The organism is Methylobacterium amylolyticum, from assembly GCF_030700245.1.
In the GTDB taxonomy this organism is placed as follows: Bacteria; Pseudomonadota; Alphaproteobacteria; order Rhizobiales; family Beijerinckiaceae; genus Methylobacterium.
Window position 1 is genome coordinate 15,124 of record NZ_JAUYZI010000013.1, and the last position, 25,054, is coordinate 40,177.

A 25,054-nucleotide genomic window follows, 5' to 3' on the forward strand; every position below is an offset into this window, starting at 1 on the left:
CGGGCGCGGACCGTACCCCTCAGCGGCCGGCGAGCTGCTTGATCGCGCCGCGACCGGCGTAGATCGCCTGCGGGCCCAGTCCCTCCTCGATGCGGATGAGCTGGTTGTACTTGGCCAGCCGGTCCGAACGGGCGAGCGAGCCGGTCTTGATCTGCCCGCAGTTCGTGGCCACCGCCAGATCCGCGATCGTCGCGTCCTCGGTCTCGCCCGAGCGGTGCGACATCACCGCAGTGTAGCCCGCACGCTGCGCCATATCGACGGCGGCCAGCGTCTCGGTGAGCGAGCCGATCTGGTTGACCTTGATCAGGATCGAGTTGCCCGTGCCGCTCGCGATGCCGCGCGACAGCCGCTCGACGTTGGTCACGAACAGGTCGTCGCCGACCAGTTGGCAGCGCGCGCCGACCTTGTCGGTCAGGAGCTTCCAGCCCTCCCAGTCGTCCTCGGACATGCCGTCCTCGATCGAGACGATCGGGTACTTGCCCACCAGCTCGGCGAGGTAGTCGACTTGGCTCTCGATCGAGCGGGTCTTGCCCTCGCCCTCGTAGGCGTAGGCGCCGTTCTTGAAGAATTCGGTCGCCGCGCAGTCGAGCGCCAGGGCCATGTCGGTGCCGGGCTTAAAGCCCGCCTGACTGATCGCGTCCATCACGAAGTCGAGGGCGGCCTCCGCCGAGGGGAGGTTGGGGGCGAAGCCGCCCTCGTCGCCGACATTGGTGTTGTGCCCGGCCTTCTTCAGGGCGCCCTTGAGGGTGTGGAACACCTCGGCGCCCATGCGCACGGCCTCGGCGAGCGAGGACGCGCCGACCGGCATGATCATGAATTCCTGGAAGTCGATCGGGTTGTCGGCGTGCATGCCGCCGTTGATGATGTTCATCATCGGGGTCGGCAGGACGCGGCCCTGGACGCCGCCGACGTAGCGGTAGAGCGGCAGGCCGGAGGCCTCGGCCGCCGCCTTGGCGACCGCCAGCGACACGCCGAGGATGGCGTTGGCGCCGAGCCGGGCCTTGTTGGGGGTGCCGTCGAGCTCGATCATCGCCTCGTCGACGGCGACCTGATCCTCGGCGTCCATGCCGCCGACCGCGTCGAGGATCTCGGTCTGGGCGGCCTCGACCGCCCGGAGCACGCCCTTGCCGCCGAACCGGCCCTTGTCGCCGTCGCGCAGCTCCACCGCCTCGTGGGCTCCGGTCGAAGCACCCGAGGGCACGGCCGCGCGGCCGAAGGAGCCATCCTCCAGGATCACGTCGACCTCGACGGTCGGGTTGCCGCGGCTGTCGAGGATCTCGCGGGCGCTGATGTTGGTGATCGCGGTCATGATTCTCTCCACCGGGGGCCGCCGGCCGTCGACGGCGCGGGAGCCGAGGCTCGCGCACCGCGCGGCGGCTTATCCGCCAAGCCGCCGGCCCCGGCAAGCGTCGGTAGCCGGCTCGCGGAGGAGGCGGAGGGGATACGACGCGGTGCCCAAACGCGTCCCGCGCACGGCCCGCGACCGCGGCGGCCGATGCACGGGGGCTTCCGGCAGGCTATAGGCCCGGCATGGACACGCATGACCACATGGATACGCACGCCCTTCAGCTCGGCCGCCAGACCCCGCCGCCCACCTCCCCCGAGACGGCGCAGCTCGATCGGGTGCCGAACCCGCACGCCGACACCGACTACCTCGCCCGCTTCACGGCGCCCGAGTTCACCTCGATCTGCCCGGTCACGGGGCAGCCGGACTTCGCAATCCTGGTGATCGACTATGTCCCGGACCGCTGGCTGGTCGAATCGAAGTCGCTGAAGCTTTATCTCGGCGCCTTCCGCAACCACGGCGCCTTCCACGAGGATTGCACGGTCGCGATCGGCAAGCGCCTGCGCGACCTCTTGGAACCGCGCTACCTGCGCATCGGAGGCTACTGGTACCCGCGCGGCGGCATCCCGATCGACGTGTTCTGGCAGACCGGCGAGCCGCCCAGGAGCGTGTGGCTGCCCGATCCCGGCGTGGCTCCCTACCGCGGCCGCTGAGCCGGACATGCGAAGGGCGACCGGCTCGCGCCGGTCGCCCCTTTCGTCCGCGGTCCGAGGACCTCAGTACGGATAGCCGTAGCCGCCGTAACCGGGGGCGTAGCCACCGTAGCCGCCGTAGCCGTAGGCCGGGGCGTAGCCACCGCGGTAGTAGTTGTTGGCGGCGCCGGCCGCGATGGCGCCCGCGGCGAGGCCGGCGATCCCGAGCCCGACCGCCGCGCCGGTGCCGATGCCGCGGCGGCCGCCGTAGTAGCCGTAATGGTTGCCGTAACCGCCGCGCCAGCCGTAGGGGCGCGCCTCGGCGCTACTGGTGACGGCGAGCGTGCCAAGGGTCATGGCGGCGGCGGCGGTGACGAGAGCAAACTTGCGCATGGGTTCCTTCTCGATCCTCGATCGAATGTGACCCTTCAACGTGACCGGGAGCCGAACGGTTCCGGACAATCGCGCGCGGTCCGCCCGGTTTCGCGCTTGCAACCGTTACATGAACAGGTGTTCATCGCGACGAACCATCACGAGCATTATCGACGTCACGATACGATCGGCCCCCGAACTGGCACGCGGGGCGATTAGACTTGCGAATATTTTCCGATGTCGGCGTGTCGGTCGAGGTGCGGCCGGAACGGTGCGCGACCGTGAGATGGGGATCGCCCGCGTCGCTCCGCAAGGCTGGAAAGGGAGCAGGCTCCGTCGGGGCATCAAAACACCGTATGGACGGTCGGAGCGCCGGGAATCCCGTCCCCGGCCGGAGCGAGACATGGACGCCCTCACCCTCATCCGCGAGACATTTGCGCCGCTGCCGGGCCGGCAGATCCTCGATATCGGGTGCGGGCCGGGCGCGCTCGCCAGGGCCCTCGCGGCCGAGGGAGCCGCCGTGACGGGGGTCGATCCCGGCGAGGCGGCCCTCGCCCGTGCCCGCGCGGCGGTCCCGGGCGCCCGTTTTGAGGCGGCGTCGGGCGAGGCCCTCCCCTTCCCGGCATCGCATTTCGACGGCGCCGTGCTGCTCAACGCCCTCCACCACGTGCCGGACCCGGCCAAGGCCCTGACGGAGGCGGCGCGGGTGCTGCGGCCGGGCTGCGCCCTCGTGGTGGTCGAACCGCTGGCGGAGGGCAGCTTCTTCGACGCCCTGCGGCCGATCGAGGATGAGACGGAGATCCGGGCCGCGGCGCAGGCCGCCATCGCCGCGTCCGTGGCTGCGGGCGCGTTCGCCTGCACCCGCGACGTGACGCTCGACCGGAGCGAGACGTTTCCCGACGCCGAGGCCTACTTCGCCCGCGTCACCGCCGTCGATCCGGCCCGCGCCGAGACGATCCGCGCGCGCCGGGAGACCGTGGAGGCGGCCTTCACGGCGGCGGCCGCGCGCGGGCCGGACGGGGGCTTCACCCTCGTCCAGCCGTTGCGGATCCACGTGCTGGTGCCGGCCGGGTGATCCGGCTCAGCCACGCCGCACCTTCGCCAGACGGTCGAAGGCGATCAACTCCTCCAAGAGCGCCGGCAGGTCCTTCAGCGCCACCATGTTCGGCCCGTCGGAGGGGGCGCGGTCCGGATCGGGATGGGTCTCGATGAACACGCCGGCGACCCCCACCGCCACCGCGGCGCGGGCGAGCACCGCCACGAACTCCCGCTGACCGCCGGAGCTCGCTCCCTGCCCGCCCGGCTGCTGCACGGCGTGGGTGGCGTCGAACACCACCGGCGCCCCGCCCGTCACCCGCGCCATGGTCGGCAGGCCGCGCATGTCGGTGACCAGGGTGTTGTAGCCGAACGAAGTGCCGCGCTCGGTGACGATCACGTTCGGGTTGCCCGCCTCGGTGATCTTGGCGGCCACGTGCTTCATGTCCCAGGGCGCCAGGAACTGGCCCTTCTTGACGTTGACCGCCCGGCCGGTGGCGGCGGCGGCGAGCAGCAGGTCGGTCTGGCGGCACAGGAAGGCCGGGATCTGGAGCACGTCCACGGCCTCCGCGACGCGCGCGCACTGGCCCGCCTCATGGACGTCGGTGAGCACCGGCAGCCCCAAGGATTCGCGGATCTCGGAGAAGATCGGCAGGGCGCCGTCGAGGCCGATGCCGCGCGCCGCGCCCCCCGAGGTGCGGTTGGCCTTGTCGAAGGAGGACTTGAACACGAGGCCGATCCCGAGCCCCGCCGCCATCTCCTTCAGCGCCGCGGCGATCTCCAGGGCGTGGCCGCGCCCTTCGAGCTGGCAGGGCCCGGCGATCAGCGCGAGCGGCAGATGATTGGCGAAGCGCGCAGTCCCGACGGGGACGACGGCGCCAGGGCTCTCGGGGGTCGACATGGCACGCGGTCTAGCCCTTGCTGCGGATCGGCGAAACCCCGCGCCCGGTCCGGGCGAGGCGGCAGACCGTCAGATCCCCCGCCAGCGCGTCGATGCGCGGGCCGGTCTCGCACAGCATCAGGACGGGACCGGTCGCCCCCCGCCGCGGCGCGTCGGCCAGCAGGCTGTCCTGGTGCAGGGTGAGCGCCAGGGTCTCGGCGTAGGCCGCATCCGCGCCCGTCAGCGCCCGGGCGGCGAGCCCGACCAGGGCGAAGTAGGCGCGCGGCGGCTCGCGGTCGCGCGAGGCGAGCGTGATCCGGGCCGGCGCGCGGCAGTCGAGGCTCAGCCGCTCGGCGTCCTGCGCGCGGAACACCGCCCCCGATCCGGCCCGGCCGGCGAGCGAGGCGCCTGTGACGCGGATCACCCGTGCCGCCAGCGCGTCGCAGGCGTCGGCGGCCCGGGCCGGCGCGGCAGGTGCGGCGGATGCGAGGAGGAGACCGGCCAGGATGAGGGCGCGCGGCATGCGGGGTTCCTGCGGTCCGGCCCGGAGCCGGGGACGGCGTTCCATAGCGCGGGCGCGGACCGTCGCGAAGCCGCGGACTCCGACCGGGATGGACAGGGCGGCGCGGATGGTCGATCCCGGCCGAACCCGCCCGATGCTCCGCCGAGGCCCATGCTCCGCTCGCTCCTCGCTTCCGCCGCCCTCGCCTTCGCCGTCCCCTTCGCCCTCGCGGGACCCGTCCGCGCCGATCCCGGCCCCGCCACGGCCTACGGGCCAGAACTCGAAGGCTTCGCCTACCCGTTCCCGGTCGAGCGCTTCACCTTCACCTCGCAGCGCCAGCCCGTTCAGATGGGCTACCTCGACGTCCGGCCCGAGCACCCGAACGGGCGGACCGCGGTGCTGCTGCACGGCAAGAATTTCTGCGCCGCGACCTGGGAGAGCCAGATCCGGGCGCTCGCCGCGGCCGGCTACCGGGTGGTGGCGCCCGACCAGATCGGCTTCTGCAAGTCGTCGAAGCCCGCCGCCTACCAGTTCACCTTCCGGCAGCTCGCCGAGAACACCCACGCGCTCCTGGACAAGCTCGGCGTCGAGCGTCCGATTCTCGTCGGGCACTCCACCGGCGGGATGCTCGCGGCACACTACGCCCTGCTCTATCCCAAGGACGTCGGCCAACTCGTGATGGTCAACCCGATCGGTCTCGAGGACTGGAGCGCCAAGGGCGTGCCGCCGGTCTCGGTCGAGCAATGGTATCAGCGCGACCTCAAGACCACGGCCGACTCGATCCGCGCCTACGAGCGCGCGACCTACTACGCCGGCCAGTGGGAGGCGCGCTACGAACCCTGGGTCGAGATGCTGGCCGGGCTCTACCGCGGCCCGGGGCGCGAGGCGGTCGCCTGGGACTCGGCGCTCCTCTACGACATGATCCTGACCCAGCCGGTGGTCTACCGCTTCCCGCAGATCGCGGTGCCGACCCTGCTGCTGATCGGCCAGAAGGACACCACGGCGATCGGCAAGGACCTCGCCCCGCCGGAACTGCGGGCGAAGCTCGGCAACTACCCGGAGCTGGGCAAAGCCGCGGCCCGGGCGATTCCGGGCGCCAAGCTCGTCGAGTTTCCGGACCTCGGCCACGCGCCGCAGATGTCGGATCCTGACGCGTTCAACCGGGCGCTGATCGCGGGGATCGCCGCGCCGTGACCGGACGGCGGGCCGTCCGGTCCGCCGCCTTGGACTATCGCTGGGCACTCCCGATGAGGGAGGGCGCCGCGGGATTCTAGAAGTACGATTGCAGCGTGCCGCGGCGGCGCACGTCGAGCGTGGCGCAGTGGAACGAGCCGCCGAACGGGCCGTAGCTCAGGAACGGCGCCGGGATCGGATCGAAGCCCCAGTCCTTGAGCGCCTTGATGAGCGTCGGCTGGCTCTGGTCGACGACGATCTTCTTCTCGGTGATCGCCAGCACGTTGATCGACGTCCAGGGCGAGCACATCGAGATCTTGCTCATGAAGCCCTCGACCGGGTCGGGGCGCGGGGCGACGAGCACGTCCCATTTCTTGAGCACGGCCGGCAGCCGCTCGACATCGACGTAGTCCGGGTTGACCAGCACCTTGCCCGGCGCGAGCGGCATGAACGACGAGTCGATGTGCATCGGCTGCGGGCAGCGGCTCTCGATCTCGTGGATGCGGAAGCCGGGACCGAGGTGGCGGCGCAGCCACTCGATGCCCATCAGGTTGGTGACGTTCGAGCGCGTGACGAACAGGTCGCGGCCGCAGCGCACGAAGTCGGCCGCGTCGAACACCGGCTCGAACTCGTTGACCGTGAACTGCATGGGCTCGCCGGCCTTCAGGTTCGGCACCCGGTAGTCGTAGTTGTAGAGGTCGTCGGTGAGCTGCGGGCGCGGGGCCGAGGTCCAGCGGGCGCCGGCGCGGAAGTATTCCTTGAACAGCGACCGGTAGGCGTCGCCCTCGAAATAGCGCGAGCGCCAGCACATCGGGCTCTCGATGATCTCGTCGCCGATGACGAGGTAGGGGTCGCGCGGGCAGGCGACGCAGAAGCCGCGCGAGGACCAGCGCGGCGCCTTGTACTTCTTCGAGAAGTCGACCGAATCCGGGCGGCGGACCTTCACGCCCTCGCCGGCCAGGATGGTGATGAAGTTGTCGAGCTCCGCCTGCGCGAGCTTCTTCATGAACTTCGGATACTTGAAGCCGCTGGCGAAGCGGTAGAACGGCTGCGCGGCCCGCGGCAGGTTGAAGATCACGGTCAGGTGGTGGGTCGGGATCGTGGCGCCGTCCAGCGAGCCGACGATCACCTCCTCCAGCGGGTCCCACTCGTTCCAGGCCATGACCGGCGAGTGCGGCGCCGGCACGCCGGTGCCCGTCCCCCGGTCGGTATAGGCGTGCAGGTCCTCGCTCACGGCCTCGGCGGCCGTGATCGTCGATTCGCGGTCCATGACATGTGCCTCTTCTGCGACGCGCCGCGGTCTCGTGTGCGGAAGCCCCCGCTCCGCCGCCGCTTTGGCTCTCGGTGTGTCTAACGGGTGATAGACATCGCCTGACTCTGCGGCAACGTGATGGCCGACTTAACCGGCCACGCCGACCTAATTCCGCCGCGACCGTGACCGATTTCCCGCATCAAGCCTTTCGCGAGCTTGAAAGACGATCATGAAGCGTCTGACGACCCTGGCATCGATTGCCGGCCTCTGCACGGTCGTCGGCCTGTTCATGTCCTCCGGCCTGGAGGACGTGTCGGCCGCCGTGGTCAGTGCCGGCTGGGGTGCCGCCCTGGTGGTGGTCCTGCGCTTCGCCGCCGTGGCGTGGGCGGGGCTCGGCTGGCACGTGGTCTTCCCGGCTGCCCTGGCCCCGAAGCTCGCCGACTGCGTCAGCCTGCGGTTCGTGCGCGAGGGCATCAACACCCTCCTGCCGGTGGCCACCGTCGGCGGCGATTTCGTCGGCGCGCGCCTCCTGACCAAGCGCGGCGTGCCGGGCGGCCTCGCCGGCGCCAGCATGTTCGTCGACCTGATGACCCAGGCGCTGACCCAGCTCCTGTTCACGGTGCTCGGCCTCGGCCTGCTGCTCTGGATCGCCGGCGACGGGCCGGTCGCGCGCACGGTGACCGCCGGCCTCGCGGTCGCGGTGCCGGCCCTGTTCGCGTTCTACCTGATCCAGCGGCGAGCGGGTCACCGGCTCGTCCAGGGGCTGCTCAGCCGCTTCGCCTCCGGCCGCGAGTGGCGGGCGCTCGGGGCGATCGACCAGCTCTACGAGGGCCTGCGCCGCCTCTACGGCCATCACGGCCGGGTGACGGCGGCGGTCGCGATCCACTTCGCGGGCTGGATCATCGGCACCCTCGAAGTCTACGTCTGCCTGCGCTTCATGGGCTACCCGATCGATTTCACCCACGCCCTGGTGATCGAGAGCCTCGCGCAGGCCGTGCGCGGCGCCGCCTTCGCGGTGCCCGGGGCGCTGGGCGCGCAGGAGGGCGGGTTGATCGCCCTGTGCGCCGTGTTCGGCATCCCGGCCGAGGCCGCGCTGGCGCTGTCGCTGGTCAAGCGCTTCGCCGATCTCGGCGTCGGCGTCCCGAGCCTGCTGCTCTGGCACCGTATCGAGGCGCGGCTCGGCGACGAGGCCGAGACGTCGGCTCCGGTCAGGGCCGAACGCGCGGCGGCCCAGACGGTGACGCTCGGTCCGTTCTACAGCTACGCACCCCCCCGCATGGTCGCCCGCCTCGGCGAGGGCGAGGAGTTGAAGAAGTGCGCGTGATCCGTGGACTCACCCTCGCCGCCGCTCTGGCCGCGGCGATGGCCGTCGGCCCGGTTCGCGCCGACGATGCGGCAGCGGTGAAGACCGTGCAGGACCTCTACGCGTCCTTCTCCGAGACGCTGAAGAACGGCGCCGGCGCCCTGCCCGCCCGCGTGGCGGCCGTAGGGCCGGCCCTCGACCGGGCCTTCGATTTCCCGGCGATGACGCGCGTCGCGGTCGGCGCGAAGTGGTCGAGCTTCACGGCCGCCCAGCAGGAAGCCCTGACGGAGGCGTTCCGGCGCAACCTGACGGTGACCTACGCTAACCGCCTCGCCCGCGCCGCGGGCGGCAAGTTCGAGGTGACCCCGAAGGTCGAGACCCGCGGTTCCCAGCGCGTCGTCCCGACCCGCGTCACAGCCGACGGCGACGATTCCGACGTCGACTTCGTGGTCAACGCCGAGGACCGCGTCCAGGACATCCTGCTCAACGGCGACGTCAGCGAGATCGCCAGCCAGCGCACGATCCTCGCCGCGCCGCTGAAATCCGGCGGGGCCGACGGCGCCGTCAAGTTCCTCCGCGAGCGCGCCGACGGCATGCTCGCGGCCAAGAAAGCACAGTAGGCGCCCCGCGCGGGGACCGGCCTCGCCGCATCCGGCGCCGGGAGGGTTCCCGGCGACCGTGACATGTGGGAGAGGCACAGGGAGTCAGCAGGCCTGACGCTTCCGGCCGGCGGCGCCGGCTATCGCCGCCCGGAGCGGCCGGACGATCGCACGGACCCGACGGATGGACCTCACCGCGCTGGCGACGCAAGCCCTGTCCTGGCTCTCGCCGCTCTGCCTCCTGATCGCGGCCGCCGGCTGCCTGTACGCCCTCATCGCCGCGCGGCTCGCCGGCCGCTACGGCGCGCGGCCCGTGCCGACGCTGCCTGCGGGCGGGGACCGGCCGGGCGTGACGGTGCTCAAGCCGCTCTGCGGCCTCGAACCCAATCTCTACGAGAACCTGGAGACCGTGCTCCGGCAGGATTACGCGGGCCCGGTCCAGGTCGTGTTCGGCGTCCAGAACCCGGCCGATCCGGCCATCGGCGTCGTGCGCCGGCTGGAGGCCGCCTACCCGGCCGCCCGCATCGACCTCGTGGTCGACGCCCGCCAGCACGGCTCGAACCGCAAGGTCTCGAACCTGATCAACATGGCCGAGCGGATCGCCGAGCCGGTGGTGGTGCTCGCCGACAGCGACATGACCGTCGCCCCCGACTACCTGGAGCGGGTGGTGGTCGAGCTGTCGCGTCCGGGCGTGACCGGCGTCACCTGCCTCTACCACGGCGTGCCGGCCTTCCCCGGGCTTCTCGGCCGCCTCTCGGTGCTCGCCATCGATGCGGGATTCCTGCCCAACGTGGTGATGGGCGTGAGCCTGGGGCTCGCCAAGCCCTGCTTCGGCTCGACCGTGGCGTTCACGCGGGCGAGCCTCGACGCGGTCGGCGGTTTCGGCCGCTTCCGCAACGACCTCGCCGACGACTACGCGATCGGCGCGGCCCTGCGCGGGCTCGGTGGCAGGGTGGCGATCCCGAACTTCACCATCGGCCACACCTGCGTCGATACCGACCTCGCCGGCCTGTGGCGGCACGAGCTGCGCTGGAACCGGACGATCCGCACCGTCGATCCGGCGGGCTACGCCGGCTCCGTCGTCACCCACGCCTTCCCGCTGGCGCTGATCGGCGCCCTGCTGCCGGGCGCGGGCCTCGGCGCGCTCGGCGTCGCCGCGGCGGCCCTGGCCTGCCGGATCCTGCTCTGCCGCAGCCTGGAGCGCGCGTTCGGGCTGGCGCCGCACGCCTACTGGCTGTTGCCGATCCGCGACACCCTGGCCTTCGCGAACTTCGCCTTCGCCTTCGGGTCCGGGGCGGTGACATGGAAAGGTCACGATTATCACGTGGTTGCGGACGGTACGCTGATCCCGGACGCCGACCTCGGCCGCGACGCCAAGGCCCCCAGCGCCTGACCCCGCCCTTCCTTCCCCCGGCTCTGCACTGAGGCCTTGAACCCCATGCGCACCCTGTTCCTCCAGGCCCCCACCTTCGACGGCTTCGACGGCGGCGCCGGTTCCCGCTACCAGGCCAAGCGCGAGATCAAGTCGTTCTGGTATCCGACCTGGCTGGCCCAGCCCGCGGCCCTCGTCGAGAACTCCAAGCTGATCGACGCGCCGCCCCACAAGACCAAGCTCGACGAGATCCGCGGCCAGGCGAAGGACTTCGACCTCGTGGTGCTCCACACGTCGGTGCCGTCGTTCAAGTCCGACGTGAAGACCATCGAGGCGCTGAAGGCCGAGAACCCGAACCTGAAGGCCGGCCTGATCGGCGCCAAGGTCGCGGTCGACGCGGCGGGCAGCCTCGCGCAGGCGCCGGCCGTCGACTTCGTGGCTCGCAACGAGTTCGACTTCACGATCAAGGACGTCGCCGACGGCGTCGACATGTCGAAGATCAAGGGGCTGTCCTACCGGAATTCCTCGGGCGTCGTCGTGCACAACGAGGACCGTCCGATCATGACGGACATGGACCAGCTCCCCTTCGTCACGAGCGTGTACAAGCGCGACCTCGTGATGGAGAACTACTTCATCGGCTACCTCAAGCACCCCTACATCTCGTTCTACTCCGGCCGCGGCTGCAAGAGCCGCTGCACCTTCTGCCTGTGGCCGCAGACGGTCGGCGGCCACACCTACCGCACCCGCTCGGTCGGTCACGTGATCGAGGAAATCAAGTACTGCCTGAAGGCGTTCCCGCAGACGAAGGAGTTCTTCTTCGACGACGACACCTTCACCGACAACCTGCCGCGCGCCGAGGAGATCGCCCGCGAACTCGGAAAGCTCGGCGTGACGTGGTCGTGCAACGCCAAGGCCAACGTGCCGCGCGAGACCCTGAAGGTGCTGCGCGACAACGGCTTGCGCCTGCTGCTCGTCGGCTACGAGTCCGGCAACCAGCAGATCCTGCACAACATCAAGAAGGGCATGCGCGTCGAGGTCGCCGAGAAGTTCACCAAGGACTGCCACGAGCTCGGCATCGCCATCCACGGCACCTTCATCCTCGGCCTGCCGGGCGAGTCGAAGGAGACGATCCAGGAGACGATCAAGTTCGCCACCCGGATCAACCCGCACACCATCCAGGTCTCGCTCGCTGCGCCATACCCGGGCACCTTCCTCTATAAGCAGGCGGTGGAGAACGGCTGGCTCGACGTCGAGAACGCGGAGCTGGTCGACGAGAACGGCGTGCAGGTCGCGCCGCTGCACTACCCGCACCTGTCGCACACCGAGATCTTCACCTCGGTCGAGGACTTCTACAAGAAGTTCTACTTCCGCGCCCCGAAGATCGCCTCGATCGTCGGCGAGATGGTCCGCTCCCCCGACATGATGAAGCGCCGCCTGCGCGAGGGCGTCGAGTTCTGGCACTTCCTGCGCGACCGCAAGGCCGCGGCGTAAATCCGGGGTCAGGGGCCCGCGGCCCCTGCAGGGTGCGGGGCGAAGCCCCGCGTCCTTCCCAGGACTCCGCCCTGGACCCGCGAGAGGGCTCGCCCTCTCGACACCCCTGATCGAGGGCACGTTGAAGCGTCTCGTCGTCACGGCCGACGATTTCGGTCTCAGCCATGAGGTCAACGAGGCCGTCGAGCAGGCCCACCGCGCGGGGATCCTCACCGCCGCGAGCCTGATGGTGGCGGCGCCGGCCGCCGCCGACGCGGTGGCTCGGGCGCGGCGGATGCCCTCCTTACGCGTCGGGCTGCATCTCGTCCTCGTCGAGGCGTGGCCGACCTTGCCGGCCGCGGAGCTTCCCGACCTTGCCGGCCCGGACGGGCTCTTGCGCGCCGACATGGGCCGCCTCGGCCTCGACCTCGCCCGCCGCCCCGCCGCCCGCCGCCAGCTCGCCCGGGAGATCGCGGCGCAGTTCGAGGCCTACCGGGCGACCGGGCTGCCCCTCGATCACGTCAACGCCCACAAGCACTTCCACGTCCATCCGCTGATCGCCGGCGCCGTGCTGCGGATCGGCCGCGGCTTCGGGATGCGGGCGCTCCGCGTCCCGCGCGAGCCGCGCGAGATCCTGAGGCTGGCCGAGCCCGGTTCGCGGCCCCGGCCGGCGCTGGACATCGCCCCCTGGGCAGCCCTGCTGGCGGTCCGCGCCCGGCAGGCTGGGCTGCTGATCCCCGACCGGACGCTCGGGCTCGCGTGGTCCGGCGCGATGACGCCGGAGCGGGTGACTGGCCTGTTGCGCCACCTGCCCGACGGGCTGACCGAACTCTACACCCACCCCGCCACCGGCGGCGGCTTCCCCTGCGAGGCGCCGGGCTACCGGTACGCCGCCGAGCGCGACGCCCTGATCGATCCGGAGGCCCGCGCCGCGGCGGAGGCGTCCGGGGCGGTCCGGGGCGGGTTCTCGGATTTCCTCGGATAGGGCGCCCGCCTCTTAATCGAAGCGGGCCGCGAGGGGATGACCGACCAGCGCACGGTCGATCGTGACGAGCTGCCGGTTCTCAAGGGCGCATTGCGCCAACAGCAGGCGATCGAACGGATCCCGCGTCGGCGGAAGCGGCTCGATGGGCGCCAGCGCGTGGGATGCCGTGATCGGTAGCATCCCGACGCCCATAGTTTCCAGGCTCTCCGGTAGCAGGTCGAGCGACATGCCGGGATCGAGCTTGCCGAGACGCGTCTTCATCGCAATCTCCCAGAGGCTCTCGACGCTCGCGCAGGCATCTACGTCGCGTTCCCCGAGGGCGCGCGCCACCGACGGGGCGACAACGAGGAGTCGCTCCGTGAGCAGCGCGAGCAGGATGTGGGTGTCGAGGATCAGTCTCACGGCTCGGGCAACGGCCGCAGCAGGAAGTCCTCTGGAAGCGGAGTGTCGAAATCGTCGGCGATGAAGGGAAAGGGATTGTCGATACCCTGCGCGCGCAGGAATGCGGCCCCCGCCTCCAGATCGACCCCGGGCTTGCGAGGACGCGGCACGAGATCCAGCACCGGCCGGCCCGCGCGCGTCACGGTCACGGCCTCGCCGGCCTCCGCGCGCTGCGCGAGGGCATCGAACTCGCACCCCAGCGTCTCGATCGCGATCTCCGTCATGCGCGGAGGCTAGCGGCGGGTCATCCCGCCGTCCAGCGTCCACCCGCCTACTTCGCCGCGACCGCCTCCACCGCCTTCTTCGGCTTGCCGATCAGCGGATTGCGGGCGGCTTCGGCACCCTCGGGCCGGTCCGCGTCGGGCTGCTCCGGCGGCTCGCCCAGGGTCGCGGGCACCACGAAGAAGGCCGCGAGCAGGGTGAAGAACAGCGACAGGGCGAGCAGCTTGCCCATGCTCGCCGTACCCGGGTGGCTCGACAGCACCAGCGAGCCGAAGGCGGTGCCGGTGGTCATCGCCGAGAAGAAGATCGCCCGGGTGAGGCTGGAGGCCAGCATGTCGGTCACCCCGGCCCGCCACGCGATGACGTAGTAGATGTGGAAGGCCACGCCCACCGCCAGCATCAGCGGCAGGGCGATGATGTTGGCGAAGTTCAGCGGCATGCCGATGATCTCCATCGCCATCAGCGTCCACAGGGTCGCGATCACCAGCGGGCCGAGCGTCATCGCCACGTCCCACGGCTTGCGCAGGGCCACCGACAGGATGACGAAGATCAGGACGAAGGCCGTGACCGCGGCCTGCACGAAAGCGCCGAGGATCGTGTAGCTCGACCGGGTGGTGGAGACCGGCGCGCCGGTGGCGTGCGGCGCGATCTTCAGCACCGCGTCGGCGAAGTTGCGCAGCACGGTGTCGTTGTTCGAGTCCCCCTTCGGATGGACCTCGATGCGCGCCCGCCCGTCGGCCGCGACCCAGTCGGCCTTCAACTGCGGCGGCAGGTTGGCGAGGGTGATCTTCTCCGGATGCATCAGGTCGCGCAGCCGCGCCAGGAGCGGCCCGAGATCCCGGGTCAGGGCGACCGAGGCGGCTTCCCGGAGCTGGACCGAGCCGGCCGCGATCTTGTCGAGGGTGCCGGCGAGCTGCTTGGCCGTGGCGGCCCCCGGCGCGCTCGGGTTGTCGCCCGCGACGCCGCCGAGCGCCGTGGCGGCGTCCTTCAGGGCCTTGACGTTCTCCGCATCCGTCGGCGGCGGCGGCTTGCGCGTGGGGTTGAGCACCGGGTCTAGGAGCTGGGCCGTGTCGGCGATCTGGGCGAGCTTCTTGTCCTGGTCGCGCGGCACGAAGGTATCGATGCTGTTGACCGAGTAGGTCTCGGGCAAAGCCGCCAGCTTGCGCGACAACTCGGGCACCGCCGCCACGTTCGGGGCCAGCACGTCGATGACGTTGGGGCTCGTCTCCGGGTTCTTGATCAGGTCCAGGTAGGTGGCGATCGACTCCACCTTCGTGCTGCGCAGGTGCATCGGGTTGGAGTCGAACGGCAGGTACCAGAGCAGCGGCACCCCCGCGAGGGTGACGAGGCCGACCGCCGCCAGGATCGGCTTGCGGTTGCGGATGATCCACGGATCGACTCCGACGAGCCAGGTCGTCTCGACCGCCGCCTTCTCGCCCCGCGGCCGGAACACGGCGATCAGGGCCGGCAGCAGCGTCAGCGAGAACAGGTAGGCCACGACCATGCCGACGCCGGCGATCAGCCCGAGCTCCGACACGCCGCGGAAGGCGGTGGGCAGGAAGGCGAAGAAGCCGGCGATCAGCGAGACCGCGGCGAGCGTCAGCGACCAACCCACCCCGCGGGCGGCCGCGCGGATCGCCTCCTCCAGGCTCGGCTGCTCGTAGCGGTCGGCCCGGTAGCGGACCGAGAACTGGATGCCGAAATCGATGCCGAGCCCGACGAACAGCGCGGCGAACGCGACCGAGATCGGGTTCAACTCCTTGACCATGTAGAGGCCGAGCGCGGCGGTCACGATCAGGCCGGCGAAGGTGGTGATGATCACCGCCACCACCAGCGGTCCGGAGCGCAGCGCCAGCCACAGGAACAGGACGATCGCGCCGACGATGATGCTGTTGTTCAGCACGGCGTCGTCGGCGAGGGTGGCGAACTCCTCGTCGGCCACCGCCACCGTGCCGGTCAGGCGCATGGTCATGCCGTGCGCGGCGTCGATCTTGAGGTCCGCGGCGACGCTCCGGATCATCCGGGTCGCCGCGTGGCCGGGTTCGAGGGCGTTGAAGTCCAGGACCGGCTGGATGATCACGAACTTCATCGTGTCCGTGACGCGGGTCTTGCCGCCCGCGAGCAGGGCCTGCCAGGACAGGCGGGCCGGCTCCCCCTTCAGCACCCGTTGCAGCGTCGCCTCGATCAGGCTCATGGGCTTGTCGAGCTGTTCGAGCGTGGCGTCGCCCGATTTCACCCCGCGGGCGCCGAGCGTCAGGACGCGCATCACCCCGCGCAGGGACGGGTCGGCGGCGAGCGGCCCTAGAAGCCCCTGCTGCTGGGTGAGCTGGTCCAGCGTCTTCTCGAGCTCGGCCTCCGGCATCAGCAGCAGGCCGTTGCGGTCGAAGAACGGGCCGCCGTCCGGCCGGTAGACCGTCTCGATCAGGTTCTTGCGGACCGACAGGGCCTTGGCGAGTTCGGACGCCGCTTCCTCGGCCTCCTCCGGCGTCTGGCCGGTGATGACCGCGACGATGGTGTTGGTCCGCTGCGGGAACGCCTTCTCGTAGTTGATCTCGTCCTGCCGCCACGGCTCCTTGGGGTCGATCAGCCGCTCGACGTCGGTGTTGATGCGGAACAGGTGGGCCGCCATGCCGGCGCTCGCGACCGTCAGTGCCGCGATCACGGCGATCACGATCCAGCGGTAGCGGACTGAGAACGCGACGAGACCTTCGATCACGAGTACCCTGCCTGTTCGCCCGGTCCCTGCGACCGGTCCACGCCTCGATCCGGGAAACGCCGCGCGGCCCGGCCCGATCGGATGGCCGCCGCGCGATACCCGTCGGGACCGCGTCCGGTCCCGGTTGCGGCGTGCCCTGCCGCGCTCGGACGGCGCCCGTCCGGCGCGCCCGCCTTGCGCGGCGACCGCAAGGCTCAGTAAAGAGGCAGGCGCAGGATTGCAACGCGAGGCCGGTCCCGGCACCGCGCCCCCCGGTGCAGGTGCGCTTTCGCACTGCAATGGGGGCAGCCTCGGAATCCCCGGCTTCCGGTCTCAATCCGGTCGCAATGCCCGCCTCTTCAAGGGTGCCGACGAACCGGACCGGGCTCCCGGCGGCCGCCCGCTGTGGCGCCGTTGCGTCAGCCCCGGACGAACAAGCAAATCCTGGCGCGCGACGGCCCTGTTTGAGATCTGTTCCAAGCTACGTCGCTGGAAATCGGGATTTTTTCACGGTAAGCACCCCCGATCGATCCGGGGCCGACGAAAGAAGGAGCCGCAACTTGGGTATCCCCCTCCGGTACGTCGCGAAGATCGGCGGCTACATCCTCAAGCAGCACATCACGGGCCGCAAGCGTTACCCGCTCGTGATGATGATGGAGCCCCTGTTCCGCTGCAATCTCGCCTGCGCCGGCTGCGGCAAGATCGACTACCCGGAAGAGATCCTCAACAAGCGCCTGCCGGTCGCCGACGCGCTCGAATCGGTGCGCGAGTGCGGTGCACCGGTCGTGGTGATCGCGGGCGGCGAGCCGCTGCTGCACAAGGACCTGCCCCAGATCGTCGAGGGCATCATCGCGCAGAAGAAGTTCGCCATCGTCTGCACCAACGCGCTGCTCCTCGAGAAGAAGATCAAGGAGTACAAGCCCAGCCCGTACTTCACGTGGTCGATCCATCTCGACGGCGACCAGGAGATGCACGACCACTCGGTGTGCCAGCGCGGCGTCTACGACAAGGCGGTTGCGGCGATCGCGAAGGCCAAGGAGATGGGCTTCCGCGTGACCATCAACTGCACCTTCTTCAACAACTCCAGCCCCGAGAAGATCGCCGACTTCTTCGACAGCGTGACCCGGATGGGGATCGACGGCATCACCGTCTCCCCCGGCTACGCCTACGAGCGCGCGCCCGACCAGAAGCACTTCCTGAACCGCAAGGCGACGAAGGACCTGTTCCGCGGCGTGTTCCGCCACGGCAAGGAGAAGGGCCGCGAGAAGTGGACCTTCCAGCAGTCGGGCCTGTTCCTCGACTTCCTGGCCGGTAACCAGACCTACCACTGCACCCCGTGGGGCAACCCGACCCGGACCGTGTTCGGCTGGCAGAAGCCCTGCTACCTGCTCGGCGAGGGCTACGCGGCGACCTTCAAGGAGTTGATGGAGACCACCGACTGGGATTCCTACGGCACCGGCAACTACGAGAAGTGCGCCGATTGCATGGTCCATTCGGGCTACGAGGCGTCCTCGGTGGTCGATTCGGTCCGCAAGCCCTGGAAGCCCCTCGTCCACGCGATCCGCGGCATCCGCACCGAGGGCGAGATGGCGCCCGACGTCAGCCTGGAGAACCAGCGCCCGGCCGAGTTCGTATTCTCGCGCAACGTCGCCCAGAAGCTCTCCGAGATCAAAGCCTCGGGCGTCGACACCAAGCAGGAAGCCCGCAAGCGTACCGCCGCCTGATCGCGTCGGGGCCTTGCTTTCGAACCCGCGGCCGTCGAGGCCGCGGGTTTTCTCGTGGTCAGGCGGCCTCGGGCGGCCCCCCGTCGTCCGGGGCGGCGGGCGAGTTCAGCAGATCCTCCAACTCGTCGACGAGGCGGTCGACCTGATCCTCGGTGGCGAGCACCTTCAGGACCTCGCCGGTGCGCGCCTCGATGGCCAGCTCGATATGCGGCCCGACGCGGGTCGCCAGGATCCGGTCCAGCATCTTGAGCGCGCTCATCGGGAACATGCCTCCTCGGCGATGAGGCCGACGGCCGCCGCCGGCCCGCAGGTGGAAATCGGGTCGTGCTCGCCCGCGACGCGGGCTCCGAGCAGGTCGGTAAGGTCCACGGCCTCCCGCCCGAGCCGGGCCGCGAGGCGCCGGCCCAGGAAGGCGCCCGCCCCGCAGACGACGACCGGCGCGGAGGGGGGCATGTCGGGCCGCGACAGCAGGGCCGCGGCGGCGTCGTGCAGCAGCCGCACCTGCGCCTCGGCGAAGTGGTCGGCGAGTGCCCGCCACGCGGCAACGCTCCCCTCCCCGCGGTCGCGGCCGACGATCCGTGCCAGCCGGGTCTCGCTCTCGGGCAGCGACTTGCCCCGTCCGTCCCCCGTCGTCTGCTGGTCGGCGTCCGCGCCGAGGTCGCCGGTGATCCGGTACACGTCGGCGGCGTGCGCGAAGGTCTCGGTCATCAGCCGGGTGCGGCGGCCGGCGAAGGGCGCGTGGTCGCAGAGCGCGATCAGCGGGGTGCGCACCACCCCGGTATAGACGAGTTCACCCGTCTCCAGCCGCTCGGCGTCGCTGTAGCCCCGGGCGGCCGGACGGCCCGCGACGACCGGGATCAGGTCGGCGGTGGTCGAGCCGACATCGACGAGGAGGCCGTCGCCGCGATGGCGCCCGACCAGGGACGCGGTGGCGTGCCAGTTGGCCGAGGCCACGTCCGCGGACAGCCCGGCCGCCGCCTCCGGAGCCACGAAGCCCGAGCGGCCGGCATAGACGCGGACCGGACCGGCGAGCCGCGTCGCCGCCCAGCCTGCGAGCGCCGCCACCCCCGCCGCGCGGTCGGCGAAGCAGTCGGTCAGCTCGCCGGTCATGGTGACGGCGTGGTGCGCCTCGCCCCGTGCCCAGCCGGGCAGCCCGGCGAAGGCTTCGTCCAGGGCCGGAAGCCCGCGCCAGAGCGGGCACGAGGCCTGCACGGCGGCGCTCACCCGGCCGCCCTCCACCAGCGCGGCCTTGACGTGGACCCCACCCAGGTCCCACCCGATGACTTTCTCGATCGGCATGCGCGGATGACGGGCTCGGGCGACTCGGAGACAGGCGGGGCGGTGGCGCCCCGGTTCGCGGTGATTCCGGTGCTGGACCTGCGCGGCGGCCGCGTGGTGCGGGCGCGGCGGGGCGAGCGCGCCTCCTATGCCCCGATCGAGACCCCGTTGGCAAAGGGCTCGGCGCCGGGGGACATCGCCCGGGGTCTGCTCGACGCGTGGCCCGCCGACACGCTCTACGTCGCCGATCTCGACGCCATCGTCGACGGGACTGCGCCGGACCGCGCCGCGCTCTCGGCCATCGCGAAAACGTGTCCCGGCGTCGTCCTGTGGGTCGACGCGGGGTTCAGCGCGCCGGAGGCCGTCGCCGCCTTCCTGGAGACCGGGCTCGGGCGGCCGGTGATCGGCAGCGAGAGCCAGTCGGATCCCGGTCTCGCCGCCCGTCTCGGCGACCGGGCGGTGCTCTCCCTCGACACGCGCGGCAGCGCGCGCCTCGGGCCAGCCGCCCTGCACGACGACCCCGCGCTCTGGCCCGCGGACGTGATCGCGATGACGCTCGCCCAGGTCGGCGCGGGCGCCGGCCCCGACCTCGCCGGGCTCGCGGCCCTGCGCCGGCGGGCACCGGGCGTCCGCCTCTACGCTGCGGGCGGCGTGCGCGGGATCGACGACCTGCGGGCGCTGAGGGGGGCGGGCGCGGCCGGCGCCCTCGTCGCCTCGGCCCTGCACGACGGCACGCTGGGCCGCGCGCACGCCCCCGCTCTCGCCTGACGCTTCCGACGCGCCGAATCGGCTGCTAAACCCGTCCCGACCCAGACACGGCCCCGAGTCCAAGCATTATGGAAAAATTCACGCATCTGGAGGGCGTCGCGGCGCCCATGCGAATCATCAACGTCGATACCGACCGGATCATCCCGAAGCAGTATTTGAAGACGATCAAGCGCACCGGTCTCGGCAAGGGCCTGTTCGCCGACGTGCGCTATCGGGACGACGGCTCGGAGGATCCGGACTTCGTCCTCAACCAGCCGGCCTACCGGAACGCCAAGATCCTGGTGGCGGGGGACAATTTCGGCTGCGGCTCCTCGCGCGAGCACGCGCCCTGGGCGCTGGCCGATTTCGGCATCCGCTGCGTGATCTCGACGAGCTTCGCCGACATCTTCTTCAACAACAGCGCCAAGAACGGCCTGCTGCTGATCACCGTCTCGCCGGAGGATCTGGAGAAGCTGTTCCAGGACGCCGAGCGCGGCGCGAACGCCACCCTGTCGATCGACCTCGAAGCGCAGACCATCAAGGGCCCCGACGGCGGCACCCTGCACTTCGACATCGAGCCCGGCCGCAAGCACAACCTGCTGAACGGGCTCGACGAGATCGGCACCACGCTCCAGCGCGACGCCGCGATCTCGACCTACGAGGACAAGCTCGCCGAGCGGGGCTGGGTCTGAGCTGGAGCGCTCGCCGCCGAATTGGATGCCGGTTCGGCGAAAGAGAGCGCGTCAAAACACGGACTTGGAGCCTTGATCGATTGCAACGCGATCGGGCACGGCGCCAAGTCGGCACGCCGTGCCGTCGATGGGGACGTGGACGGCCGGTGCTCACGCTTCGTTAACCGTCATGTCGCCTGAATCCGCGCGCAGATTCCAAAGCGACATCCGGGGAGCGTTCATATGCCCAGGCCGCCGAAAGCACCGCAGATCGCGCTCGGGCTCGGCCTGCTGGCGGGCGCCGCCGCGGCCGGGCCGGCCCGGGCCGACTTCGCGTCGTGCCTGTCCGGAATCCAGGTGCAGGCCGCCGCGGCCGGGGTCTCGGCGCAGGCGTTCCGGGCCGCCACGGCCGGGATCGGCTACGACGACAAGGTGATCGAGCTGAGCCAAGCCCAGCCCGAGTTCAAGACGCCGATCTGGGACTACATGGCGGCGCTGGTCGACGACGAGCGCGTCGAGGACGGACGCGCGGCCATGCGCCAGCACGCGGCGGCGCTCGCCCAGGCGGAAGCGCGCTACGGCATCGACCGGTACACCATCGCCGCGGTGTGGGGCGTCGAGTCGAATTTCGGCAAGAACCTCGGCAAGATGCCGCTGGTGCAGTCGCTGGCCACGCTCGCCTGCTCGAACAACCGCCGCCGCGACTTCTTCCGGGGCGAGCTGATCGCCACCCTCAAGATCATCGACCGCGGCGACATCGCCCCCGAGCGGCTGACCGGCTCCTGGGCCGGGGCCTTCGGCCAGACCCAGTTCATGCCGACCACCTACCAGCGCCTCGCGGTCGACCTCGACGGCGACGGGCGCCGCGACGTGGTCGATTCGGTGGCCGACGCGGTCGGCTCCACCGCCAACTTCCTGCGCGTCGCCAAGTGGCACAACGGCCAGCCCTGGGGTTACGAGGTGCGCATCCCGGCGGGCTTCAACGTCGCCGCCGCCGGGCGGAAGAACAAGAAGCCGGTCGGGCACTGGACCTCGCTCGGCGTGACCCGGATCGACGGCCGGCCGCTCTCGGGCGAGGGCCCGGCCGGGATCATCGCCCCCGCCGGCGCCAACGGGCCGGCCTTCCTCGTCACGAAGAACTTCGACGCGATCTACTCCTACAATGCCGCCGAATCCTACGGCCTCGCCATCGCGGTCCTGTCCGACCGCCTGCGCGGCCGGGCCGGCGTCCAGGCCGAGTGGCCGACCGACGACCCGCCCCTCTCCCGGGCCGAGCGCCGCGATCTCCAGACGCGGCTGGCCGCGCGCGGCTACGACGTCGGCGAGCCGGACGGCAAGGTCGGCCAGAAGACCCGCGACGCGATCAAGGACATCGAGCGCCGGCTCGGCATGACGCCGACCGGACGTCCCGGCGGCAAGGTGCTGGAGGCGCTGCGGCGCGGCTGAGGCTTCAGGCTTCCACGCGTCGATGCGAATCGCGTAGCGTTCCGCCAGCCGGAGCCCGCGGATGTCGCCGACCCTCTACGCCGCCTTCGTCGCCGCCTCGGTCGGCCTTCTGCTCCTGCCGGGCCCGAACGTGGCGCTCATCGTCGGCACCAGCCTCACCCGCGGTGTCCGTGCCGGCCTCGCGGCGGTCGCCGGCACGACGCTGGCGATGATCCCGCAGCTCGCCCTCGCCGTTCTGGGCGCGGGCGTCCTGCTCTCCGCCTCCGCGGCGTGGTTCGAGGCCCTGCGCTGGCTCGGCGTCGCCTACCTGCTCTGGCTCGCGGTCGCCGCGTGGCGGGCCCCCGCGCCCGAGGCCTCGCCGCCGGTCCCGGTCCGGCGGATCGTCCTGCGCGGCTTCCTCGTCTCGCTGACCAATCCGAAGACGCTGCTGTTCTACGGCGCCTTCCTGCCCCAGTTCGTCGAGCCCGGCCCCGGCGCGACGGGGCTGCTCGCCCTGCTCGCCGCCACCTTCGTCGTCCTGGCGCTTCTGGTCGATTCGACCTGGGCGGTGCTCGCTTGGCGGGTGCGCGGCCTCGCGGCGCTGCCGGGGCGCCTGCGCAACCGGATCGGCGCCGCGTTTGTCGCCGGCGCGGGCCTCGGGCTGGCGCTGACGCGCGGGCCCTGAGGTGATCAGTCAGGCGGCGAGCCGGGCCGAATCGCCCCCCGTGCAGGCGGCGACGCAGGCTGCCGCCAGGGCCTCGGTCGCGTCGAGCAGCCGGCCGCGCAGGGGTTCCTCCACGTCCGCCAGCGCCACGGGGATCTCGGTGCAGGCCATCACCACGGATCGGCAGCCGGCCTCGACCAGCGCCTCCGCCTGCCTGCTCAGGATCGCGCGCGCCGCTGCGACACGCCCCGCCTTCACCAGCCGGATCGCCCCCATGACCTCGGCCTGCCCGGCCTCGTCCGGGGCACGGCAGGCGTAGCCGCGCGGAGCCAGCCGGGTCGGGTAGAGGCCGGTGGCCAGGGTCCCGTCGGTGGCGAGCAGGCCGACCCGGCCCCCCACCGCCCCGCTTGCCGCCAGCGCGTCGGCCACCGCCGCCACGATGTGCAGGATCGGCAGCTCTGTCTCCGCCTGGAGCGCCGCGTGCCAGTGGTGGGCGGTGTTGCAGGGGATGGCGACCCGGGTCGCACCGGCCGCTTCCAGTCGGCGCAGGGCGTCGCGCAGCGCCGGGAGCGGGTCGGCGCCGCCGCCGAGGATCGCGGCGGTACGGTCGGGGATGTCGGCGGCCGAGCAGGCGACGATGCGGATGTGGTCCTGGTCGCGGGCGGCGGGCGTGGCGCGCACGATCTTGCCCATGAAGTCCACCGTCGCCATCGGCCCCATCCCGCCGAGTATACCGAGCATCGCCGCCTCCCGATCCGCGGCGACGATGCGCGGCCCCGGGCGCCCGGTCCAATGCCGAGTCAGTCCACCCCAGTCCGATCCCGCATGACCTCGGTCGTACCGGCGGCCTCCCAGACCGCCGAGACGGCGCCGCGGCGATGGCCCGCGTTGCGGTAGAGGCGCACCTCCAGGGCGGTCTCCGGGCCGGTCGCCACGAGCCGGCCCTCCGCGAGGTCGCGGAGGGCGAGGCTCCGGGGCAGCCACGCGACGCCGTGGCCTTCGAGCGCCATCACCTTCAGCGCCTCGGCCATCGCGTTCTCGTTGGTGTGGGCGTGCGCGCCGGCCGCCAGGCCGGCCTGCGCCTCGGCGAAGGCCGCGACCCGTCCGAGGAACGAGTCCTTCGCGTAGCCGAGCATCGGCAGGTCCCCCGCCGCCCCCGCGGCGCGGACGAGGACGAGGCTGTCCGACCCCACCACCCGGTGCGGGAACAGGGCCGGGTCGAGGGGGATCGGCACGCACGGGTGGTGGAAGGTCAGCAGGAAGTCGTAGCCGCCCTCGGCCAAGGCCTGTAGGCAGGCGTGGAAGTCGTCCGGCAGGAGGCGGCTGCCGAGGGGGCCGGTCCGCGCTTCGATCTGCCGGAACCAGCGCGGGAAGACCGTCAGGGCAAGCGTGTGGAGGGCCGCCATCGACACGACCTGCGCGCTCGGCCGGGCGCCGGCCTGGAGGGCGGCGCGGCTGGCGTGCAGCATCCGCACGGCTTCCTCGGCGGTCTCGCGGAAGGCGCGGCCCTCCGCCGTCAGCGTCGTCGGGTAGGTGCTGCGGTCGACGAGCGCGACGCCGAGCCACGCCTCGAGCGCGCGGATGCGGCGGCTGAAGGCCGATTGCGTGACGTGCCGCGCCTCGGCGGAGCGCGAGAAGCTGCCCGTCCGCGCGAGGCTGGCGAAGTCCTCAAGCCATTTCAGTTCCATGGGTGCGGTGATCGCAAAAAGCCCGTCCCGGTCGATCCGGGACGGGCTTTCTTATGACTGGTCCGCCCAGGCTATGAGCGGCGAATACGAAGAGATCACTCGGCGGCGGCCGGCGCGGGGGCGTCCTTGCCGGCCTTGGTGCGCTCGGTGCGCTCGACGATGCGGGCCGACTTACCGCGGCGGTCGCGCAGGTAGTACAGCTTGGCCCGGCGGACCTTGCCGCGGCGGGCGACCTTGATCGAGTCGATCATCGGCGAGTGCACGGGGAAGACGCGCTCGACGCCTTCGCCGTAGGAGATCTTGCGGACGGTGAAGCTCTCGTTGAGGCCGCCGCCGGAACGGGCGATGCAGACGCCCTCGTAGGCCTGAACGCGGGTGCGCTCGCCCTCCTTGACGCGCACGTTGACGATCACGGTGTCGCCCGGCTCGAAGTCGGGGACGGTCTTGGCGAGACGCGCGACTTCCTCGCGCTCCAACTGCTCGATGATGTTCATGGCAATGCTCCGGCCGTCGCGCCGCGCCGCCCCGGATGGGCCGCGGGCACAGGATTTCGGCGATCCTGTTGTGAGTTGGGCGGCT

Annotated in this window: 26 protein-coding genes; 13 read left to right on the plus strand and 13 right to left on the minus strand. The window is 71.3% G+C overall.

Annotation, left to right across the window (positions count from 1 at the left end):
• Nucleotides 1-19 precede the first annotated feature (19 nt).
• Nucleotides 20-1,309 carry a phosphopyruvate hydratase gene (eno, locus tag Q8W71_RS11410; protein ID WP_305525489.1) on the minus strand — a complete coding sequence of 430 codons (1,290 nt, stop codon included), beginning with the start codon at nt 1,307-1,309 and terminating at the stop codon, nt 20-22.
• Between the two features lie 221 nt (nt 1,310-1,530).
• Between eno and queF the strand changes: the two genes are divergently transcribed.
• Nucleotides 1,531-1,998: a preQ(1) synthase gene (gene queF / locus Q8W71_RS11415; protein WP_370875388.1), complete on the plus strand. Its 468-nt coding sequence runs from the start codon at nt 1,531-1,533 to the stop codon at nt 1,996-1,998.
• A 63-nt stretch (nt 1,999-2,061) separates the two neighbouring features.
• On the opposite strand, the gene Q8W71_RS11420 is transcribed toward queF, so the two are convergent.
• The gene (locus Q8W71_RS11420) at nt 2,062-2,370 is read right to left on the minus strand and encodes a hypothetical protein (protein ID WP_305525491.1); all 309 of its coding nucleotides are present in this window, start codon (nt 2,368-2,370) and stop codon (nt 2,062-2,064) included.
• A gap of 382 nt (nt 2,371-2,752) precedes the next feature.
• Between Q8W71_RS11420 and Q8W71_RS11425 the strand changes: the two genes are divergently transcribed.
• The gene (locus Q8W71_RS11425) at nt 2,753-3,424 is read left to right on the plus strand and encodes a class I SAM-dependent methyltransferase (protein WP_305525492.1); all 672 of its coding nucleotides are present in this window, start codon (nt 2,753-2,755) and stop codon (nt 3,422-3,424) included.
• 6 nt (nt 3,425-3,430) lie between these two features.
• On the opposite strand, the gene kdsA is transcribed toward Q8W71_RS11425, so the two are convergent.
• Nucleotides 3,431-4,285 carry a 3-deoxy-8-phosphooctulonate synthase gene (gene kdsA, locus Q8W71_RS11430; RefSeq protein ID WP_305525493.1) on the minus strand — a complete coding sequence of 285 codons (855 nt, stop codon included), beginning with the start codon at nt 4,283-4,285 and terminating at the stop codon, nt 3,431-3,433.
• Between the two features lie 10 nt (nt 4,286-4,295).
• Nucleotides 4,296-4,787: a hypothetical protein gene (locus Q8W71_RS11435; protein ID WP_305525494.1), complete on the minus strand. Its 492-nt coding sequence runs from the start codon at nt 4,785-4,787 to the stop codon at nt 4,296-4,298.
• 150 nt (nt 4,788-4,937) lie between these two features.
• Here Q8W71_RS11435 and Q8W71_RS11440 point away from each other — a divergent pair, with 150 nt between their 5' ends.
• Complete coding sequence (locus tag Q8W71_RS11440) at nt 4,938-5,960, plus strand: alpha/beta fold hydrolase (protein WP_305525495.1); 1,023 nt, start codon at nt 4,938-4,940, stop codon at nt 5,958-5,960.
• A gap of 76 nt (nt 5,961-6,036) precedes the next feature.
• On the opposite strand, the gene Q8W71_RS11445 is transcribed toward Q8W71_RS11440, so the two are convergent.
• On the minus strand, nt 6,037-7,209 hold the full coding sequence (locus tag Q8W71_RS11445; protein WP_305525496.1) for an amidinotransferase: 1,173 nt from the start codon (nt 7,207-7,209) through the stop codon (nt 6,037-6,039).
• A 211-nt stretch (nt 7,210-7,420) separates the two neighbouring features.
• Between Q8W71_RS11445 and Q8W71_RS11450 the strand changes: the two genes are divergently transcribed.
• The 5 genes from Q8W71_RS11450 to hpnK all read left to right on the plus strand — a co-directional run bounded on the left by Q8W71_RS11450 (nt 7,421) and on the right by hpnK (nt 12,920).
• Nucleotides 7,421-8,515 carry a flippase-like domain-containing protein gene (locus Q8W71_RS11450; protein WP_305525497.1) on the plus strand — a complete coding sequence of 365 codons (1,095 nt, stop codon included), beginning with the start codon at nt 7,421-7,423 and terminating at the stop codon, nt 8,513-8,515.
• Complete coding sequence (locus tag Q8W71_RS11455) at nt 8,506-9,114, plus strand: MlaC/ttg2D family ABC transporter substrate-binding protein (protein ID WP_370875389.1); 609 nt, start codon at nt 8,506-8,508, stop codon at nt 9,112-9,114. The genes Q8W71_RS11450 and Q8W71_RS11455 overlap by 10 nt, the downstream gene beginning before the upstream one ends.
• A gap of 163 nt (nt 9,115-9,277) precedes the next feature.
• Nucleotides 9,278-10,486 (plus strand): bacteriohopanetetrol glucosamine biosynthesis glycosyltransferase HpnI, encoded by a 1,209-nt coding sequence (hpnI, locus tag Q8W71_RS11460; protein ID WP_305525499.1) that lies wholly within the window; start codon nt 9,278-9,280, stop codon nt 10,484-10,486.
• Between the two features lie 45 nt (nt 10,487-10,531).
• A complete protein-coding gene (gene hpnJ / locus Q8W71_RS11465) occupies nt 10,532-11,956 on the plus strand; it encodes a hopanoid biosynthesis associated radical SAM protein HpnJ (protein WP_305525500.1) in 1,425 nt (474 codons plus the stop codon).
• A 121-nt stretch (nt 11,957-12,077) separates the two neighbouring features.
• Nucleotides 12,078-12,920, plus strand: a complete 843-nt coding sequence (gene hpnK, locus Q8W71_RS11470) for a hopanoid biosynthesis-associated protein HpnK (RefSeq protein ID WP_305525501.1) — start codon at nt 12,078-12,080, stop codon at nt 12,918-12,920.
• A 12-nt stretch (nt 12,921-12,932) separates the two neighbouring features.
• Here the strand turns inward: hpnK and Q8W71_RS11475 are convergent, their stop codons facing one another.
• From Q8W71_RS11475 to Q8W71_RS11485, 3 genes are read right to left on the minus strand one after another with little or no spacing between them, the layout of a single operon-like run.
• Nucleotides 12,933-13,322, minus strand: a complete 390-nt coding sequence (locus Q8W71_RS11475; RefSeq protein WP_305525502.1) for a type II toxin-antitoxin system VapC family toxin — start codon at nt 13,320-13,322, stop codon at nt 12,933-12,935.
• On the minus strand, nt 13,319-13,585 hold the full coding sequence (locus tag Q8W71_RS11480) for a type II toxin-antitoxin system Phd/YefM family antitoxin (protein ID WP_305525503.1): 267 nt from the start codon (nt 13,583-13,585) through the stop codon (nt 13,319-13,321). The genes Q8W71_RS11475 and Q8W71_RS11480 overlap by 4 nt, the downstream gene beginning before the upstream one ends.
• Before the next feature lie 47 nt (nt 13,586-13,632).
• On the minus strand, nt 13,633-16,299 hold the full coding sequence (locus Q8W71_RS11485) for an MMPL family transporter (protein WP_305525504.1): 2,667 nt from the start codon (nt 16,297-16,299) through the stop codon (nt 13,633-13,635).
• Nucleotides 16,300-16,838: 539 nt separating this feature from the next.
• Here Q8W71_RS11485 and hpnH point away from each other — a divergent pair.
• The gene (gene hpnH, locus Q8W71_RS11490; protein ID WP_305525505.1) at nt 16,839-18,002 is read left to right on the plus strand and encodes an adenosyl-hopene transferase HpnH; all 1,164 of its coding nucleotides are present in this window, start codon (nt 16,839-16,841) and stop codon (nt 18,000-18,002) included.
• A gap of 58 nt (nt 18,003-18,060) precedes the next feature.
• Here the strand turns inward: hpnH and Q8W71_RS11495 are convergent, their stop codons facing one another.
• Together Q8W71_RS11495 and Q8W71_RS11500 are read right to left on the minus strand one after the other, a co-directional pair.
• Entirely contained in the window at nt 18,061-18,261 is a 201-nt protein-coding gene (locus Q8W71_RS11495) for a hypothetical protein (RefSeq protein WP_305525506.1), read from the minus strand.
• The gene (locus tag Q8W71_RS11500) at nt 18,258-19,301 is read right to left on the minus strand and encodes a hydantoinase/oxoprolinase family protein (RefSeq protein WP_305525507.1); all 1,044 of its coding nucleotides are present in this window, start codon (nt 19,299-19,301) and stop codon (nt 18,258-18,260) included. The genes Q8W71_RS11495 and Q8W71_RS11500 overlap by 4 nt, the downstream gene beginning before the upstream one ends.
• Before the next feature lie 6 nt (nt 19,302-19,307).
• On the opposite strand from Q8W71_RS11500, the gene Q8W71_RS11505 reads away from it, so the two are divergent.
• The 4 genes from Q8W71_RS11505 (at nt 19,308) to Q8W71_RS11520 (ending at nt 22,808) form a co-directional block, all read left to right on the plus strand.
• Complete coding sequence (locus tag Q8W71_RS11505; protein WP_305525508.1) at nt 19,308-20,048, plus strand: HisA/HisF-related TIM barrel protein; 741 nt, start codon at nt 19,308-19,310, stop codon at nt 20,046-20,048.
• A gap of 68 nt (nt 20,049-20,116) precedes the next feature.
• Nucleotides 20,117-20,719 (plus strand): 3-isopropylmalate dehydratase small subunit, encoded by a 603-nt coding sequence (gene leuD, locus Q8W71_RS11510; protein WP_305525509.1) that lies wholly within the window; start codon nt 20,117-20,119, stop codon nt 20,717-20,719.
• Between the two features lie 222 nt (nt 20,720-20,941).
• Nucleotides 20,942-22,144, plus strand: a complete 1,203-nt coding sequence (locus Q8W71_RS11515) for a lytic murein transglycosylase (protein ID WP_305525510.1) — start codon at nt 20,942-20,944, stop codon at nt 22,142-22,144.
• A gap of 61 nt (nt 22,145-22,205) precedes the next feature.
• Nucleotides 22,206-22,808 carry a LysE family translocator gene (locus Q8W71_RS11520; RefSeq protein ID WP_305525511.1) on the plus strand — a complete coding sequence of 201 codons (603 nt, stop codon included), beginning with the start codon at nt 22,206-22,208 and terminating at the stop codon, nt 22,806-22,808.
• A 9-nt stretch (nt 22,809-22,817) separates the two neighbouring features.
• On the opposite strand, the gene cuyB is transcribed toward Q8W71_RS11520, so the two are convergent.
• From cuyB to rplS, 3 genes are all read right to left on the minus strand, one after another.
• On the minus strand, nt 22,818-23,528 hold the full coding sequence (cuyB, locus tag Q8W71_RS11525) for a cysteate racemase (RefSeq protein ID WP_305525512.1): 711 nt from the start codon (nt 23,526-23,528) through the stop codon (nt 22,818-22,820).
• A 59-nt stretch (nt 23,529-23,587) separates the two neighbouring features.
• Entirely contained in the window at nt 23,588-24,475 is an 888-nt protein-coding gene (locus tag Q8W71_RS11530; RefSeq protein WP_305525513.1) for a LysR family transcriptional regulator, read from the minus strand.
• Nucleotides 24,476-24,570: 95 nt separating this feature from the next.
• A complete protein-coding gene (gene rplS, locus Q8W71_RS11535; protein ID WP_305525514.1) occupies nt 24,571-24,969 on the minus strand; it encodes a 50S ribosomal protein L19 in 399 nt (132 codons plus the stop codon).
• Nucleotides 24,970-25,054 lie beyond the last annotated feature (85 nt).